Raw genomic sequence first — 16968 nt, 5'->3', positions numbered from 1 at the left:
CCTATAACTTTCCGTTTTTATATAAAAATCTCGCCGAACCAATGGCGATCAGTGCCCCCACAGGGACCAGCACACCTACCGACCCGGATAGGGACGGCACCAAAAGAAACAGTATGACCATGAACAGCAGCGGGGTAACTGAAATCTTCCAGTTCTTGCTCACATACACAACCGCCAGGCCGCCAAACAGGGATGGAAGTATATTGTCAAATGCCGGCTTCACTGCCGGATTGTTCAATACCGGCGTCAGCGGCACAAGAAGCGCCACGCCCAAGGCGATCACTATGGTAGTGACAATAGAGGAAGTCGCCACTGCGATGGTGGAGATCACCTCACCTTTCTCTGTACCGGGCTTTACTCCCGCATTATCCATAGCGGTGAGCGCCGCAGGAACTTTCAGATTCGTCAAATTCCCTGTGACAAAGGCCAGATAAGACCCGGCTGTCCCCAGCATGGGAACAAAGGTCAGTACCTCTATCAGACCCACTGTCCAGAAAATAGGCGCCACCCCCAATAAGCCTGTGAGCACCGGTTTCCAGCCCGGCCAGGCCTGATAATATATACAGGTGACGATAGGATACGCAAAAATCATGCCCAGGGCACAGAGGATCCAGATCCGTCCGTAAATATGTGTCATATCTTCATATGTTCTGCCGTTTTTCTTCATCTTGTCAGCCTCCTATCATAGGTGTGATCATCGCCGCGAATATCATAGCTCCCAGCATACTGACAGGAAGCGCATAATTCTCCAGCCATTTCCAGCCGCATTTTTTAATGAGTATCCCGCAGATCCCCATAAGAAGCGCGGAAAACAGCAGGACAAAAATGGGGATCCATCCCTTCAGTCCGCTGCGGATGTCAGAGAACACCATTCCGAGAAATGCGGATATCATGCCTAAAAACATGGCAGTCATAAAGATATCGCCCCATTTGCTGTCTTTGTTTTTAATTTTCATAAGACCGCCCTGGATCTTTTTGATAAAAAGCGGCACCCATATAAGACCCGGGAAGATACCCAGTGTCATCACCCAGCAGATCGCTGTGTAGACCCTCGGGTCTGTCACGGTCTCCGACAGGGAAATATGCAGTGCATTTGCTGTGGACGTAGCTGCCGGAAGTTCATATGTAATGGCTCCGATCACGCTCAGCCGCAGCCATGGCAGCGGCAGCCCTAAAAACTTTGAAAGGGTGATGACCCCCAGCAGTATTGACACCGCAGGAGCCAGGGTAAATACGGCTGTTGACAGTATGGTTTTCCTCATCTGTGCCGTTTGTATCCCCAGACTTTTTCCGCGTCTGTAGGCCCTCATCAGAAAAAATACGGACTGGGCAATGACGAACAGGATCACCAGTCCTGCCAGAATAAACAGGAATGTACTGTTTGGTTGAAATTTCATGCTTTCTCCTCCCTCATTTCACAATTCTATTAATAATCTATAAGTATCCATCAAAAAAGTTCTGTCTTCCCTTCCAGAATTCTACAGGGCCGGACTTTCATCCCTGGTCAGCTTCCGTATCCAGTTCCCATAGTGGGATTCCAAAAATGCCGGAACGCACTTAAATATCTGGTCTGCATTCAGACAGCAGACCACCACTGCCGGAGATGCCTTCACCACGAAAGCCATAAAAAATGACAGCGGAAGTACAATGCACCAGATGCTGATCAAATCCATCTTTACCACAAACATGGCATTTCCCCCGCCACGGATAATTCCATTATTAGTGGGCATCTGATAGGACATTCCCACACAGACCACACTTAAAATTATCAGAAATGTATTCGCCATATCCTTTGTGGCAGGCGACAGATCGTAAAGGCTTAGGATTGGAATGCGGAGAAAGAACAGCAGGATGCCCGAAAGAATCCCTATCACCAGGAACATTCTCTGCATTACCCTGGCATAGACCTTTGTCAATGCCATATCACCTGTTCCGATGGTCTTTCCTATGATGATAGATGCAGTGGATGCAGCCCCTACTGCAGTGGACTTGACCATCAAAAACAAGGTGGAGGCAGCACTGTTGGCAGCAATTGCCGCGGATGTCATATGCCCCAGGATCACCGTCTGCAGAGCGGTATTCACTCCCCAGAGACTCTGTACTACCACCATAGGAGCTGTGATCTTAAAGTAATCTCTGCAGAGGACCCTGTCAAAACGGAGATAATCCTTCAATCTGAGATTCAGATTCTTCTCTTTTTTGATCATGTATCCGATCAGCACTGCGCACTCCACGATCCTGGCTGTCAGCGTGCCCACCGCAGCACCTGCTGTTCCCATCTCCGGCGCACCGAAATGTCCGTATATGAGCACATAATTAATTCCGCAGTTGATAAAAAACGTCATGATGGAGAGGCAGAATGCAATCTTTACCACCTCCACGCTTCTGAGCGCTGCCAGCAAAAGCTGGGTGACCGCAAAGAATAAATACGTAAACCGTATAAGATTCAGATACCGTACGCCCTCCTCAATGATGTCCCTGTCAGTAGTGAAAACCCCGACCACCTGATAGGGAAATAAACTGACCAGTACAAACAAAAGAAGGGCCACCACAAGTCCCGCGTGCATGGCTGCGGCGGCAATTTTTTTCATAGGTTCGATCTGCTTTTTCCCCCAATACTGGCTGCAGAAGATCACCAGCCCGTCCCCCAGTGCCATAAGGATCTGCTGAAAGACAAACTGGATCTGATTCACCGCTGCCACACCTGCCAGTGACGTTTCACTGTAAGCACCTAACATCATATTATCCGCCAGATTAACACTGAGTGTGATAACATTCTGCAGCACCAGCGCCGCATAAATGGAAAAAAAGCTGTAATAAAAGGTTTTATTCACCCTGCTATGTATATTCGTGGTCTCTGTCCTGCGTACTCCTGTCATTTTGCTGTCCCCATCCCTCTTATGTCCTGATAATACCCAAACCAACGGCTCTCCTGACTAAAGTCCATCTCTGTCACAGAGCCGCAGGGCACAGATTCCATTTTCACAAACCGCTGTATTACCGTCTCATGGGCAACCAGGATTATTTTTTTGCAGTGTAAATATTTTTTCACTGCAAAAAAGGCGCGTTCTCCCACCTTTGAGAGGCTTTCCCACCGATAACGGCATTCCCGGCACCACTCTCCTCTATACATCTCCATTTCTCTTAATACAGCCGGGATCTCTTCCGGTCCTTCATACATAAAAGACAGATCAGGCATCCACTCGTGAAGATCCGTCTCCACTGTAAGCGGAATCTGCGTGATCCGTGATATGATCGACGCCGTCTGAAGCGCCCTGGTATAGGGTGAGGACAGGATCAGCTCTGCGCCCTGCAGCCTTGTATCCTCAGCCGCCCGCTCTGCCTGCCGCACTCCTTTTTCCGTTAATTTAGCCAGATCACGGCCATGCCCTATATACCCTCTCTCATCAATATCCGAATAATCCGGCTCACCATGTCTGACAAGCAGCAAATCCATCATATTCTCCCCTCTTTCCATTTTCTTTTCTAAAAATTATACCTGTTTTTCCCAATTAGCGCAATGAATTTTCCTTTTCATTGCAAACCTTTGGAAGGAATACTATAATATAAGAAATGTAACGGTTCCTTACCTTTACTGTTACCGGTAAATAGTTACATAAAAAACAGCAGGAGGCCTGAATTTGTATCACATATTAATTATTGAGGACGATACCGATATCCGCAGTGAACTGAAGCTGATGCTGGAAAATGCCCTGTATCAGGCAGACAGCATTGAGGATTTTTCCCATATTCCCGCACAGATAGATAAGCTTTCCCCCGATTTGATCCTGCTTGATATCCAGCTTCCGGGAATTGACGGCCTGTCCCTGTGCAGGGAGATCCGCAGGACCAAAAATACACCCGTCATCTTTGTGACCAGCCGCAGTTCCTCCATGGATGAACTGAACGGCATTATGATGGGTGGGGATGACTATATTACAAAACCCTACGTTGCCCCTGTACTGCTTGCCCGGATAGCAGCCGTGCTGAAACGCTCCGGCAGCCAAAACAAAGCATCTGACTCCTGTATCCTGACCTGCCGCGGATGTGAGCTGAACCTTTTAAACAGCACCCTGACCTGCAAAGGAAAGACAACGGAGCTTACCAGAAATGAACTTCGCATCTGCTGGAATCTGTTTTCCAGATGCGGAGAGATCGTACCGAGAGAAGATATCATTGATGATCTGTGGGATAATCAGATATTTATAGATGACAATACGCTGAGTGTCAATATCACCCGCATCCGCAGCAAGCTGCGCAAGATCGGTGTGGATCATCTGATCGAGACAAGGAGAGGACAGGGATACTGCATATGAATTTTCCGGATTATATAAAAGACAAAACCCTCACCATACTGCTTCATTTCCTGTGCATCACAGGCAGTTTTATTTACTTATACACCTGCGGTCTTAAAAAGAACCAGCTTCTGCTTTTTTATCTCTCCTGGCTCTTTCTTCTGGCTGTCTGCCTGGTGACTGACTGGTATAAGAAAAACAGATATTTCAAGGAGCTGTTCCACATTTTAAATTCCCTGGACAAGCCCTATCTCATCTCAGAAGTTATGCCGGACTCTTTCCGCCTGGAAGACAGGCTTTACAAAAGGGTACTCAGAAGCTCCAACAAATCTGTGATTGACGCTGTCCATCATCTGGAATCTGAGCGCACAGAATATAAAGACTTTATAGAAAACTGGATCCACGAGGTAAAGCTTCCTATCACCTCCATGAATCTCATCTGTGACAACAACAGGACAGCGGAGACAAGGAAGATCAAAGCCCAGCTGGCAGAACTGGAAAATGATGTGGAAAAGGCACTTTTTTATGCCAGATCCGACACGGTGTATCAGGACTATTTCATACACAAAATTCTGCTGAAGGATGTGGTTTTGACTGCCATACAGCGCATCCGTCCCTATCTGATCAAAAACAATGTGCAGATCGATCTGCATGGCTGCACTGAATCCGTATACTGTGATGATAAATGGCTGGAGTTTATCCTGAATCAGATATTTCTCAATGCCGTAAAGTATAAAAAAGAGGATGTATGCCGCATATCTATTGATACATCCAGAGAGAATAACTGTACTGCGCTTACCGTTGAAGACAATGGCATCGGCATTCTGGACAGCGAGATCGGACGCATCTTTGACAAGGGATTTACCGGGACCAATGGCAGACATAACCGGCAGTCTACGGGTATCGGATTATATCTGTGCAGAAAGCTGTGCAGAAAACTGGGGATCTCTATAGAGGCCCGGTCAAAGGAAGGGGAATATACAAAAATCCTTCTTCATTTTCCCGACGGCAGCAGCCATTTTTCAAGAGACGGGCAAAATGCAGAGGCCTGAACCAATCTTTCAAAATTGTAAGGTTACTGCAGACTACATTTATATGAAACGTGTGTACTTTCCGGTATCATAGAAACCAGAACAGGAGAATTCCTGTACACCAACCGGAAAGGAAGGATAGCATTATGGAAGAATTGATCCGTGTAGAAGATATTGAAAAATACTACGGAAGCAAAAATAATATTACAAAAGCTGTGGACCGCATCTCATTTACTGTAAACAGAGGAGAGTTTACCGGCATTATGGGGGCCAGCGGAAGCGGCAAGACCACCCTTTTAAACCTGCTGGCAACTGTGGATATGGTGACCTCAGGCCATATTTATTATGATCAGGAGGACATTACAAAGCTCAATGAGGATAAAATGGCTGATTTCAGGAAAAACAATCTGGGATTCGTCTTCCAGGACTTTAATCTGCTTGACACATTGACCATTCAGGAGAATATTTCCCTTGCCATGTCCCTGACGAAAAAAAGCAAAAAGGAGATCCAGGAGCGGACCAGAAAAATCATGGAACGCCTGGATATTCTGCCCCTCTGCGACAAATTCCCCTATCAGGTCTCCGGCGGACAAAAGCAGCGCTGCGCCTGCGCCAGGGCACTGATCAACCATCCGAAAATCGTATACGCTGATGAACCCACAGGGGCTTTGGATTCCAAGTCTGCCAGAATGCTTTTAGAGACCTTTACACATATGAACGAACAGATGAATGCCACCATACTGATGGTCACTCACGATGCTTTTTCCGCAAGTTACTGCAAACGCATTCTATTTCTGAAAGATGGGAAAATCTTTCATGAGCTGCAGAAAGGCTCCAAAAGCAGGAAAAAATTCCTGGATGAAATTCTAGATGTGCTCTCTCTGACAGGAGGTGATGGGGATGCTGAATAAGCTGGCTCTCCGCAATGCCAAGCGCTCTTTTAGGGACTATCTCATCTATCTTCTGACCATGATATTTACTGCTGCCCTGATGTTCTCTTTTGACTCCATGATCTTCTCAGACGATGTAAAAAAGCTCTGCTCTGAAGCCGGCATGATGGGGGCCATGCTGGGACTTGCCACCTTTTTTATTGTATTGATCATGATATGGCTTGTACACTATATGATGAAATTCATGGCTGAAAAACGCAGCAGAGAATTTGCCACCTACCTGCTTCTCGGCTTTCATAAAAAGCAGATCGCAAGACTGTTTTTAAAGGAAATGCTGCTTCTCGGTCTGGCTGCCTTTTTCATCGGCCTGCTTCCCGGCCTCTTTTTGCAGCAGGTTATCACCACACTGATCTATGCCATTGTGCAGGCAGATTATACGATCCGTATCCGTTGGAATATGGGGACTTTTTTCATGACAGCAGGTATTTTCTTCGGTTCTTATGTACTGGCAATGTTCCGGAGTAACCGGCGGTTTAAAAAGATGAATATCCGCGAAATGATGTATCTGGACCGTCAGAACGAAGAGCTGAAAAACGGGAACAATACGGGAAAACAATGGATGTTTTTTGCATCTCTCATCCTTATTGTCCTGTTTGGGTGGATGTTGTATTTCGGACACTTTAACCAGTGGAATGTCTATCCCATGATCGGGGCACTCATTGCCTCTGTTTATTTTCTCTATATCGGACTGTCCGCTTTTCTTATCAGCTGTATCCGTAAGGGAAAGTCAGTGGTATACCGCGGAGCCAATATTTTTCTTCTCCGGCAGCTTGCCTCCAAAGTGAAAACCATGCAGTTTACACTGGGTACACTCACCATTCTTTTCATGGCAGCTCTGGTAGGAGTATCCGATGCCCTGATGCTGAACCAGTTTCAAAATACCCAGGCAGAGGAAAAGTACCCCTTTGATGTCTGCATTTACAGTGAGCATCCCGGCTATGATTTCTCCAAAGAAAAAACGCTCACTGAAAAATACGCCGGGATCACAGATTTCCTGGCCTATGACATTTATCAGAACAACACCAATGCCTGCAGCCGCTATCTTGTGGAACAGCTCTCACAGACAGACAGCTCCTATTACTTCAAATACGATACCTATATCCGTTTAAGCGATTATAACCGCCTGCGGGAAATGCTGCGTCTTGAACCTGTATCCCTGGAACCTGACCAGTATCTGATACACACAAAAAAGAGGCTTAAAAAGACCATGGCTGCCTTTTGTGCAAAGCCCTTAAAAATCCAAAACACAGATCATACCTGTGCCGGGATCTATACGGAACCCTTTGAGCAAAGCGGTCACAATGGTGCTGATTATCTGCTGGTCGTCCCGGACGAAACGGCTGCATCCATGACACCTTATTACTCTCTCATGGCAGCCAGTATAAAGGGAAGCCTCCCAGATGATTTTTATGATCAGGTGCTGTCCATGCGGGGAATACACATGACAAATGACTCCTATGAAGAGCTTGATGATTATATAGACAGCCTGGACCGGGAAACCGGATCGGACGCCATCTATATCTCGGATAAGCTGGTATTTTTAAAAGAAAATGATACAAGAGAAATGAAATTCCTGCTCTCCACCCTGATCTTCCCGCTATTTTATGTGGGGCTTGTATTTCTCTGTGTTGCCCTTACGGTCCTTGCCGTTCAGCAGCTTTCAGATTCCGGAAAATACAAGTACCGTTATCAGCTTCTGGGAAAGCTTGGTATGCGCTCAAAAGAGCTGAACCAGATAGTTTTCCGGCAGCTTGTCATCTACTACCTCTGCCCCTTTGCAGGTGCTGTTCTTTTGAGCGGAGGCATTGTAGGCTACATCAGCCATAACTTTGTAAAATACTCCGGTATTCAGACCCCTTCCTGGTCTTATTTCGGGCTTGCCCTGCTGTTGTTTGGCGGTGTATATCTGATCTACTTTATTGCTACTTATATTGAATTCAAACGGAATATCATGTCAGCGCAAAAAATGCCTGATGTAGAATAACAAACTTTGGGGAAGCCAGTTTTACCCGGCCTCCCCAACTGTCTGCATCCTATGCTTTTCTGTTTTGAATAAAATACTGATAAGCTCTTCCCACAAATTCAGCAGCTCCTTTGCCATACATCTTATCCATGGCCTTTACTAATACATTTTCATGCAGGTAACTGTCCGCTGTTCTTTCCCAAAAGTCTTTTCCCATCTCCATCCCTTCGTACAGTTTTTCTGTCATTTCCACACATTCCTTTATGATCTCCTGCACTTCCTCCGCCCCCGGATCCCTTGTCAGGTCAGATACAAGCGCTTCGGTCATCTCTTTATTCCGTTCCATTCCACCGGATTCTTTGAGTTTTCGCCCTCTTTCCATCAAATCAGGCATACGTTCCATATTATTTTTCATGGCGGCTACAAATTGCTCCATGCTGCCATAGTGTTCCATTGCCGCATCAACCAGAATTGACTCTTTTCCCTTCCACTTATCCACCCATTCATCGAAGGCCTCCATACTTCCAAAGCTTTTTATAACCGCATCTTCATGCTCTCTCCTGAAATCGGACAGCATATCAAAATATTCTTTTGTATCAAATTCCGCAAAGCTCATACACCTTTCCCCCTGTTCCAGTTTTTCCAGCAGACAGATCATTTTGTCCAGCCTCTTCCTTTTTGCCTCCAACAATTGTTTTTGCTGTCTATACGCTGCCGTTTTATCGTAGGCCGGATCCTCTATGATCCCTTTGATCTCCTTTAAAGAGAAATCCAGTTCTTTGAAAAAGAGGATCTGCTGCAGTGTCTCCAGCGCTCCATCATCGTATAACCGGTAGCCGGAATCTGTCAGCTTCGTTGGTTCCAGAAGCCCTATCTCATGGTAATACTGTAATGTCCTTACGCTGATCCCTGAAAGCTCAGAAACCTGTTTTACTGTTTTCATATGAATACACTCCCTTCTGTCCATAGCTTTATCTTACACTATCACGGGACGTGAGAGTCAATAGGAAATCAAAGTATATTAAAAAATTGGTAACCGTTAAGCTCCTCTGTCCCGCCTGGTGCTGCCTTGCATTTGCAGGGCATTCCCGAGGCAGTAATAAATATACAAAACAGCATAGCCGAAATGGCTATGCTGCAATCAGTGATAAGATTTCACCACGATACTATTTCATTCCTGAACCACAAAGCGTGTCTGGAAAATACTTTCCGTGAGATGTACGGGCACAGTTTGTGGAAGATTTTTCTCGAATGAAGGAGACGCAGCGAACTGCGTTGTATCCTTACTCCCCGTGATGTTTATTTCCATGCCCATGTTCCCCATCCCGGTATCCCGGATCACCGGATGACTGGCCGTCCTGCTGATTTTCCTGATCTCCCTGTATCTCTCCCTGCGGTTCTTCCCGGATATCCTCTCCATGTTTCCCGCTGCTCTGTCCGTTATGTCTTTCCACATGTCCTTCCGTCTCTTCCTCATGTTCCTGGCCATGATGTTGGCGGTATTGCCGGCCGTAAGAATGACATGCCTCATCTGCACTCTTCTGCATATCTGTTTCCTGCTCATTGTCATGACAGGAAACCTTCACTTTTGCCTTTCCCCCCTGACACTCCTGGTAGGAATCGTTCTCCATAATTGCCTGCAGCGCTTCTTGGTAGTGCATTCCTGTGACGTCTACCTGGGAGACGATGTTTTCTCCGTCTGTGTTCAGTCCCTCTGCCGAGATCACTATGTCCTTGCCGTTTACGGACAGACCAATCTCAACCGGACCTTCCATGGTGATATATGCCGCCTCGGCTTTGATTTCGTACGCTCTCATGCTCCCCACAAATACCAATGTCAGCAGCAAGGCCCCGGCCAGCGTCCGGTAAAATACTGGTCTTTGGTAGAAACGACGCTTTGAGCAGTGTTCCAGTTGGGCGGTCAGGACTTCTTTTGTTCTTTCCTTCATCTGTTCTCCTGCTTTCACAGGTTCAAATGCATCTCTGATCTTTCTGCTCATTCTAGGTCACCTCCCACCATTTCCTTCAACATCTGTCTGCCCCGGTTCATCCAGGTATAAATCGTATTTTCTTTTTTATGCAGGATTCCCGCTATTTCCACTGCTGTATAACCTTCGTAATAAAAAAGGTAGATAACAGATTTGTATTTGTCCGGGAGCTTCCGGACAGCCTCCCTGATGTAGGATAAATCCTCCTTTTCCTCTATGGGGATTTCCTGTACTTCCTCCAGGGAAGTATGCCTGTGAAAAATACTTTTCAGGAAATCCTTGCACTCATTGATAGTGACCCGGATGATCCAGGCCTTTTCGTGCTCTTTTGTGTCAAATTCCGGATCAGCACGCATCAGCTTTAAGAACACATTCTGCATAATGTCCTGGGTATCATCATAATTCTTTCCATAAGAATAACAGATACGGGTTATGGTATCTGCATATTCTTCCACAATTAAATTGATATCCCATTTTGTCATCATGTGAATAGAATCCTTTCGGCTTTATATAGTAAAATGTTTTATTCTCCGTGGTGGTTTCCATGATTTCCGCCGTGATGTTCTCCGTTATTTCCGCTGTGGTCTCCGTTATGGTTTCCGTCGTGGTATTCACTGTTGTCTCCGCTGTGATCTCCATTATGGTTTCCGTCGTGGTATTCACCGTTGTCTCCGCTGTGATCTCCATTATGATTTCCGTTGTGGTATTCCCCATTACTACCGCTGTAATTTTCGCTATGGTGTTCTCCATAACTCCCGGAAGCATCCACAACTGTTTCAGTGTATGTGGAATCCACACCTTCACTCTGCTCCTGGCCAACTGTGTTACTAAGGGTGTTCGTCTGATTCTGACCGGAAACATTCTTTACTACATTGACCTGGCTCTGACCAGCAGCACTGTCTGTAAAGTCACTCTGGTTTGGGGAGTCTGATTCGTTCACACACTCCCTCTGATTCTGGCAGTCTGCTCCATTTACACACTCCCCCTGGTTCCCGCAGTCAGTTCCATTTACACAATCACCTTGGTTCCTGCAGTCCGCTCCGTTTACACACTCCCCCGGATTCCGGCAGTCTGCTCCGTTTACACACTCCCCCGGATTCTGACAATCCTCTCCATACACACTGCACACCGTATTCCGGCACCACAGACGGCTGTATTCCCCTTTGCCGCCTGCCATAACCACTGTACTCATAGTACCCGCCAGGATCACACCTGCTGCAGCTGCCGCCAAAACTTTTCTTTTATGAAATTTCATTTTCATTCCTCCAATTTTTCTCTTTTATGATATGGTTTATAAGTTTTTCTTTTCCGGAATTTACCGGTCAAAGAGTGTGAAAAACCTCTTTCTATTAATAAAACGATCGTAATGGAGGAATCCTTTCAAAAATTTAAAATATTTTCCAAAAACATTCTAATCAAAAAATTTACCCTTATAAAAATTTTCATTATCAAGTTTTTTCGCTGTCATTCTAAACATAACACAGCCATCCGGACATACGATATCCTTGCTGTATTTACTGTTCCCGCCGATGTTCTCCAGATCTCCGCCGCTTCTGACAGCCTCCATAACAGGAAACATCATCATCATTACTTTGGAGCAGATTCCCTGCCCATCCGCATTTACAGGACAGCCATAGGTACAGGTATACTTGTCCCCGATCTCTTCACCGTTTCTGCAGTATCTCTCCGTATGTTCACTGCGAAGGAACCCTGTCACCTCAATTTCCCACTCATATTCTTCATTATACCATTTTTTCATGACTACCTCCTGCTTTCTCTTTTTTCAGCATTTCTATATCGCGGTTACCGGTTACGATCCACAGGACTTTGTCAGCGGACAACAACCGTTTCGGAACTGTTTTTATTATAATAAAGGAGCAAAAAAATAGCAATACGAAAGGAGCGGGCATTCATTGCTCCCGCTCCCTCTTTATAAGTTCCTTTTACCGGGCGTTCTTTTTACTTTGCCCTCACCACAAGCCCTATCTTACTCTGACAGCCTAATTTGATCTTTCTACACTCAGGTATGCGTCCAGTCCTTCAAACTGTTCCAGATAGCTGACCGCGTCCTCATACCGGTTGGACTGCAGGATCAGATTTACCGTATTGCAGATACAGCGTTTCAGTTCACGGATATCCAAAGTTCCCTCTTCCAGTTCCCGGCGGATATTTTCATGGTCTTTTGGTATACCCGGCATTACCATATCATTGCCCGCACGCATACAGCCTGCTGCTGTACACTCACCTCTCGGTGAGGCAAAGGTTGTCGTCCAGTCTGTCATAACAGCTCCTGCAAATCCCCACTCATCTCTGGCCGCCCTGGTACAGATATCATAGCAATTGGCGGCATGTACGCCGTTGATCATATTGTAGGAGGTCATAATAGACATTGGCTGGGAATTCTTCACCGCGATCTCAAATCCCTTCAGGTAGATTTCCCGCAGTGCACGTTCGGAGAGTACGGAGTCAGATCCCATACGGTTATCCTCCTGGTTATTGCAGGCAAAATGCTTGATCGTGGTTCCGCATCCCGGCACTTTCTGCACACCCAGAGTCATGGAAGAAGCCATGATGCCTGACAGCAGAGGGTCCTCTGAATAATATTCAAAGTTTCTTCCGCAGAGAGGGTTTCTGTGAATGTTCATACCCGGCGCAAGCCATAAAGTCACCTGGAAAAGCTCCATCTCTTTTCCTATCATTTCCCCCACTTCTTTTACAAGCTCTGCATTCCAGGTCTGTGCAAGGAGGGTTCCCACAGGGATGGCTGTACAGAACTGATAGTACGCGGTTCCCACCTCCGGTGACGGCTCAGCAAAAAATCCTTTTTCAATGGATTTCATAAAGTTTTCACGCACGATCTCCCCGTCCACAACCTGATACTTCTGGTTCAGACGCAGTCCTGCAGGACCGTCTGCCAGAGCTATTGAGGGCAGATTCCATGGCTCACCGGATGCCGCGGAGGAAGTCTCAGCCGCTGCTCCGGGCACAGTGATCCCCGCAGAACCAAGGACTGCATCCTGGCCTTTCCCTGGATCGCCTGCAGACATCTGAATAAGCTGTTCTACGGAAAGAGATTCCACGATTTCTCCCGCCCTGCCGGTAAAACGTTCCGGCAGTTCTGTGTAAACCACTGTCTCTTTTGTTATTTTCTCCGCGTCAATATGTACAGAGGGAAGCCCTGCCGCCTTTTCAAGCCACGCTGCCTCCTTCTCCTTCATCCTGCTGCTGTCCGGTGTCAGCTCTGTCAGCTCCTCTTTTACCGGGCAGATATGTTCGCACTGCACTAAAATGGCATCCTTGTCCACGCACAGACTTCCTGCAAGCTTGGCGCCCTGAATGGAATTTCCGCTCCAGACGCCATAGGTTCCTTCCTCCAGAACCCAGGCTGCATTTTCTTCATGAAAAGAGGCAAGCTGATAAACCGGGAATGTGATAGTTATTCTGCAGGATTCTCCCGGCTTCAGTTCCTCTGTCTTGGCAAATCCGGCAAGACGGCGGTATTCTTTTGCCAGTTTTCCCTGAGGACAGGAAACATAGATCTGTACGACTTCTTTGCCGCAATATGTATCTCCTGTATTGGTCACCTTCACAGTTACCGCGATCTCCGGCTTTCCGCTTTCTGTATTTACTGTTTTAATCTCTTCCGTACAGATCATAAAGTCTGTATAGGAAAGGCCGAAACCAAACGGATAGAGCACGGGTACATCAAATGTGTCAAAGTAGCGGTATCCCACGTAAATGCCTTCCTGATACTTTTCTGTATTCACATCCCCGTTTTTAAAACTGAAGGTTTCACTGTTCGGATAGTCTTTATAATCGAAAGCCCAGGTATCAGCCAGCTTACCGCTTGGTGTCACTTTTCCGGATACCACGTCCGCGAAGGCACTGCCGCCCTCCTGTCCCGCCTGTACAAACTGCAGTACAGCTTTTATATTGTCAAATTCCTGCACAAAGGCCAAATCCACAAGGCCGCCTGTATTGATGACCAGCACCAAAGAATCATAAGCTTTTGAAAGCTGGGCGATCAACGCTTTTTCCTCTGCGGAAATATAATAATCTCCCTCTGTGTCGTGACGGTCCGCGTTCTCTCCTGCTATACGGCTTAATACATAGATTGCCGTGTCCGCGCCATCGGCTGAAGCCTTATCCACATCAACCGGATTCCCACAGGGCATAAAAAACGGTGTGGTGGAATATGCTTCAAAGAAATTGTTGTCATATGCTTCTAATTTCCCCAGTATCTCATCCCGCCATTTCAGCCGTGTTTCCTCATAGAGGGATGCATAGGCCTCCAGCCAGGCGCTGCTCGTGATCTCATATCCGGCATTTTCTAAACCCTGGCAGATATTGACACATTCTCTCTCGTTTACATCACCGGAGCCAGTTCCCCCCTTGATGGTTTTCACCGCACCTGCACCATACAGGCCAAGTTTTATCCCTTTTTTCAGAGGCAGGATATGGTCCTGGTTTTTCAAAAGCACAAAGCCTTCTGCTGCTGCCAAACGTGCAAGCTTTCTGTTTTCTGTCTCTCTGGCCGTCACTTCATTTGAAGTAGTTCCTGTAAATGTCTTGTTTTTTAATTTCATGGTATTCCTCCCGGATCACTTATCTGTATTTACCGTAACTGTTCTGTGTCTTTCCAGTTACTATCTGTCTTTTATTATGACGAATAAATAGGGAAATTTCTACGGCTCTTTTTAACTATTTATAGGCCGATATTGATATTTTCCTCCCGGTTTGCTAGAATATTCCCAGAAGGTTCTCTGTCAGTATTGATAAATCAAACGATAACTGTTCAGTCCCCTCACAGTTACTGTCTAAAAGGAGAAAAGTCCATGCCATACCATTACGAGAAGATCAGTGAGACAAACGGTCTGCCTGCAAAATTCATGCTCTCCCAGTGCAAAGACCTGACTATTCCTGCCCACTGGCATGATTATCTGGAAGTTTTATATATGATGAAAGGAGAGCTGACCGCAGTTGTACAGGCCGGTTCCTATCTGCTCACCCCAGGCAGTCTGATGGTCATCAACAGCAAAGAACTCCACATGACCCGGGCCAATGGCTCTGTCAGCTATATTCTGCTGCAGATTTCCGCCGGACAGCTCCAAAATTTCCTGCCATCCGGCACAAACCTGCATTTTCAGACCATGATCACACCTGCAGAGAAAGCAGATGTTTTTTCCAGTCTGCGCCGGAATCTGGAACATATGCTGGATGCCTATACCTGTCAGGAAAGTGGCTATCAGTTCTTTTTTGCGGCCAACCTCTACGAATTTCTGTACCACCTATATAAAAATTTCTGTTCTGCTTTCCCCTCCGCACCGGAGACCAGGGCCAACAGAGACCTGGAACGTGTCACACAGGTTATGGACTGGGTGCGAAACCATTTTCAAGAGCAGCTTACTCTGGATGACGCTGCCGCAAGCCTGGCTGTAAGCCGCGAATACTTCTGCCGTCTGTTTAAGAGATACACAGGACAGACTTTTCTGGAGTATCTGAATTCTGTCCGCACAATGCATTTATATGAAGATCTGAAAAACACAGACGACAGTATCACTGTGCTTATGGAAAAAAACGGGATCAGTAATTACAAAGTTTTTATGCGCACATTTAAAAAGCTGTACGGCGATACACCTCAGAAGATACGGAGCGGGATCAGAGAATATTTTTCACCGGAACTGCCATCCTAAGTTTATACTAACTTGGAGGTCCGTATATATGTTTCCAGACAAAATTTACTATGAAGAAGCAGCCATGGGCTATGAACTTGGGCATTACCTGAAGCAAAAATATCAGGACAGAACCTGGATTCCCATTGACAGCCATAATAAAATAGATGAACTGCGCACACGCCCAAATTCCGATTTCCGGGAAATGAAGCAGTATCTCATTATCGGCATCCGCAAAACCCATCGGCATGTCCCCAATGCCAAAGTCTCTGACTTTTTGGTACCTTACACTTCATCCGGCTGCATTGCCGCCTGTCTGTACTGCTATCTGGTCTGCAACTACAATAAATGCTCCTATCTGCGTCTCTTCGTAAACCGGGAAGAAATGCTTGATAAGATCATGAAAACCGCAAACCGCTCTTTGGAAAATCTCACCTTTGAAATCGGCAGCAACAGTGACCTGGTCCTTGAAAATACCATCACACATAATTTGGAATGGACCATAGAGCGCTTTGCAAAAAATGAAAAAGGCCGTCTTACATTTCCAACCAAATTTGCAAATATCGCTCCTCTTCTTCCCCTCCAGCACGGCGGCAGGATCATTTTCCGTATGAGCGTAAACCCGGAAAAAATCATCCGCCAAATCGAGCTGGGCACCTCGCCGCTGAACAAACGAATCGAGGCCCTGAATCAAATGTGCGAGGCGGGTTATCCCTGCGGTATCCTCATTGCCCCTGTTATTTTCCTTCCCGGTTGGCAGGATCTGTACCGTGAACTGATCACTGTCCTCTCGGAAAAACTCTCTGAAAAAGTGAAAAAAACCGCGTTTATCGAGATCATCTTTATGAGCTACAGCTTTGTCCATCGTAAGATCAATGAGGACGCATTCCCGGATGCCCCGGAACTTTACGACAAAGAACTGATGCAGGTCCGGGGCCGGGGTAAATATGGGTATCATCCGTCTGCCAGGCAGGAAGGAGAACTGTTTTTCCGGGCGGAGCTTGCCAGGAAGCTTCCGCATATGAAGATTCTGTATTTTAGCTGAGAACTAAACACACGGCACACAGAC

The 16968-nt window shown here is 46.4% G+C and carries 16 protein-coding genes; 6 read left to right on the top strand and 10 right to left on the bottom strand.

What is annotated here, in order from left to right:
* Position 1 precedes the first annotated feature (1 nt).
* The 4 genes from BLCOC_RS12490 to BLCOC_RS12475 all read right to left on the bottom strand — a co-directional run bounded on the left by BLCOC_RS12490 (position 2) and on the right by BLCOC_RS12475 (position 3460).
* The gene (locus BLCOC_RS12490) at positions 2-667 is read right to left on the bottom strand and encodes a hypothetical protein (protein WP_115622364.1); all 666 of its coding nucleotides are present in this window, start codon (positions 665-667) and stop codon (positions 2-4) included.
* A gap of 4 nt (positions 668-671) precedes the next feature.
* Positions 672-1397: a DUF5058 family protein gene (locus tag BLCOC_RS12485; protein WP_115622363.1), complete on the bottom strand. Its 726-nt coding sequence runs from the start codon at positions 1395-1397 to the stop codon at positions 672-674.
* A gap of 81 nt (positions 1398-1478) precedes the next feature.
* Entirely contained in the window at positions 1479-2879 is a 1401-nt protein-coding gene (locus BLCOC_RS12480) for an MATE family efflux transporter (protein WP_115622362.1), read from the bottom strand.
* Entirely contained in the window at positions 2876-3460 is a 585-nt protein-coding gene (locus BLCOC_RS12475; protein ID WP_029469333.1) for a histidine phosphatase family protein, read from the bottom strand. Before BLCOC_RS12475 ends, BLCOC_RS12480 begins: the two co-directional genes overlap by 4 nt.
* A gap of 181 nt (positions 3461-3641) precedes the next feature.
* On the opposite strand from BLCOC_RS12475, the gene BLCOC_RS12470 reads away from it, so the two are divergent.
* From BLCOC_RS12470 to BLCOC_RS12455, 4 genes are all read left to right on the top strand, one after another.
* On the top strand, positions 3642-4316 hold the full coding sequence (locus tag BLCOC_RS12470) for a response regulator transcription factor (protein WP_115622361.1): 675 nt from the start codon (positions 3642-3644) through the stop codon (positions 4314-4316).
* Positions 4313-5347, top strand: coding sequence for a sensor histidine kinase (locus BLCOC_RS12465; protein ID WP_029469335.1), 1035 nt, complete (start codon positions 4313-4315; stop codon positions 5345-5347). Before BLCOC_RS12470 ends, BLCOC_RS12465 begins: the two co-directional genes overlap by 4 nt.
* A gap of 125 nt (positions 5348-5472) precedes the next feature.
* The gene (locus tag BLCOC_RS12460; protein ID WP_018594412.1) at positions 5473-6237 is read left to right on the top strand and encodes an ABC transporter ATP-binding protein; all 765 of its coding nucleotides are present in this window, start codon (positions 5473-5475) and stop codon (positions 6235-6237) included.
* Complete coding sequence (locus tag BLCOC_RS12455) at positions 6227-8260, top strand: ABC transporter permease (RefSeq protein ID WP_115622360.1); 2034 nt, start codon at positions 6227-6229, stop codon at positions 8258-8260. Before BLCOC_RS12460 ends, BLCOC_RS12455 begins: the two co-directional genes overlap by 11 nt.
* A 49-nt stretch (positions 8261-8309) precedes the next feature.
* On the opposite strand, the gene BLCOC_RS12450 is transcribed toward BLCOC_RS12455, so the two are convergent.
* The 6 genes from BLCOC_RS12450 to BLCOC_RS12425 all read right to left on the bottom strand — a co-directional run bounded on the left by BLCOC_RS12450 (position 8310) and on the right by BLCOC_RS12425 (position 14813).
* Positions 8310-9182 carry a MerR family transcriptional regulator gene (locus BLCOC_RS12450; protein WP_115622359.1) on the bottom strand — a complete coding sequence of 291 codons (873 nt, stop codon included), beginning with the start codon at positions 9180-9182 and terminating at the stop codon, positions 8310-8312.
* Between the two features lie 340 nt (positions 9183-9522).
* Positions 9523-10239, bottom strand: a complete 717-nt coding sequence (locus BLCOC_RS12445) for an anti-sigma-I factor RsgI family protein (protein WP_029469337.1) — start codon at positions 10237-10239, stop codon at positions 9523-9525.
* Entirely contained in the window at positions 10236-10712 is a 477-nt protein-coding gene (locus tag BLCOC_RS12440; RefSeq protein ID WP_115622358.1) for an RNA polymerase sigma factor, read from the bottom strand. The genes BLCOC_RS12445 and BLCOC_RS12440 overlap by 4 nt, the downstream gene beginning before the upstream one ends.
* A gap of 38 nt (positions 10713-10750) precedes the next feature.
* Complete coding sequence (locus BLCOC_RS12435) at positions 10751-11482, bottom strand: hypothetical protein (protein ID WP_115622357.1); 732 nt, start codon at positions 11480-11482, stop codon at positions 10751-10753.
* Between the two features lie 156 nt (positions 11483-11638).
* Positions 11639-11986: a TIGR04076 family protein gene (locus BLCOC_RS12430; RefSeq protein ID WP_018594418.1), complete on the bottom strand. Its 348-nt coding sequence runs from the start codon at positions 11984-11986 to the stop codon at positions 11639-11641.
* 241 nt (positions 11987-12227) lie between these two features.
* A complete protein-coding gene (locus tag BLCOC_RS12425; RefSeq protein WP_115622356.1) occupies positions 12228-14813 on the bottom strand; it encodes a glycoside hydrolase family 3 protein in 2586 nt (861 codons plus the stop codon).
* Positions 14814-15062: 249 nt separating this feature from the next.
* On the opposite strand from BLCOC_RS12425, the gene BLCOC_RS12420 reads away from it, so the two are divergent.
* The gene (locus BLCOC_RS12420) at positions 15063-15920 is read left to right on the top strand and encodes an AraC family transcriptional regulator (RefSeq protein ID WP_115622355.1); all 858 of its coding nucleotides are present in this window, start codon (positions 15063-15065) and stop codon (positions 15918-15920) included.
* A 28-nt stretch (positions 15921-15948) separates the two neighbouring features.
* Positions 15949-16944: an SPL family radical SAM protein gene (locus BLCOC_RS12415; RefSeq protein WP_115622354.1), complete on the top strand. Its 996-nt coding sequence runs from the start codon at positions 15949-15951 to the stop codon at positions 16942-16944.
* The last annotated feature ends 24 nt before the right edge of the window (positions 16945-16968 follow it).

Source organism: Blautia coccoides, assembly GCF_034355335.1.
Lineage (GTDB): Bacteria > Bacillota > Clostridia > Lachnospirales > Lachnospiraceae > Blautia > Blautia producta.
This window is presented reverse-complemented; position numbering and strand designations above follow the sequence as displayed.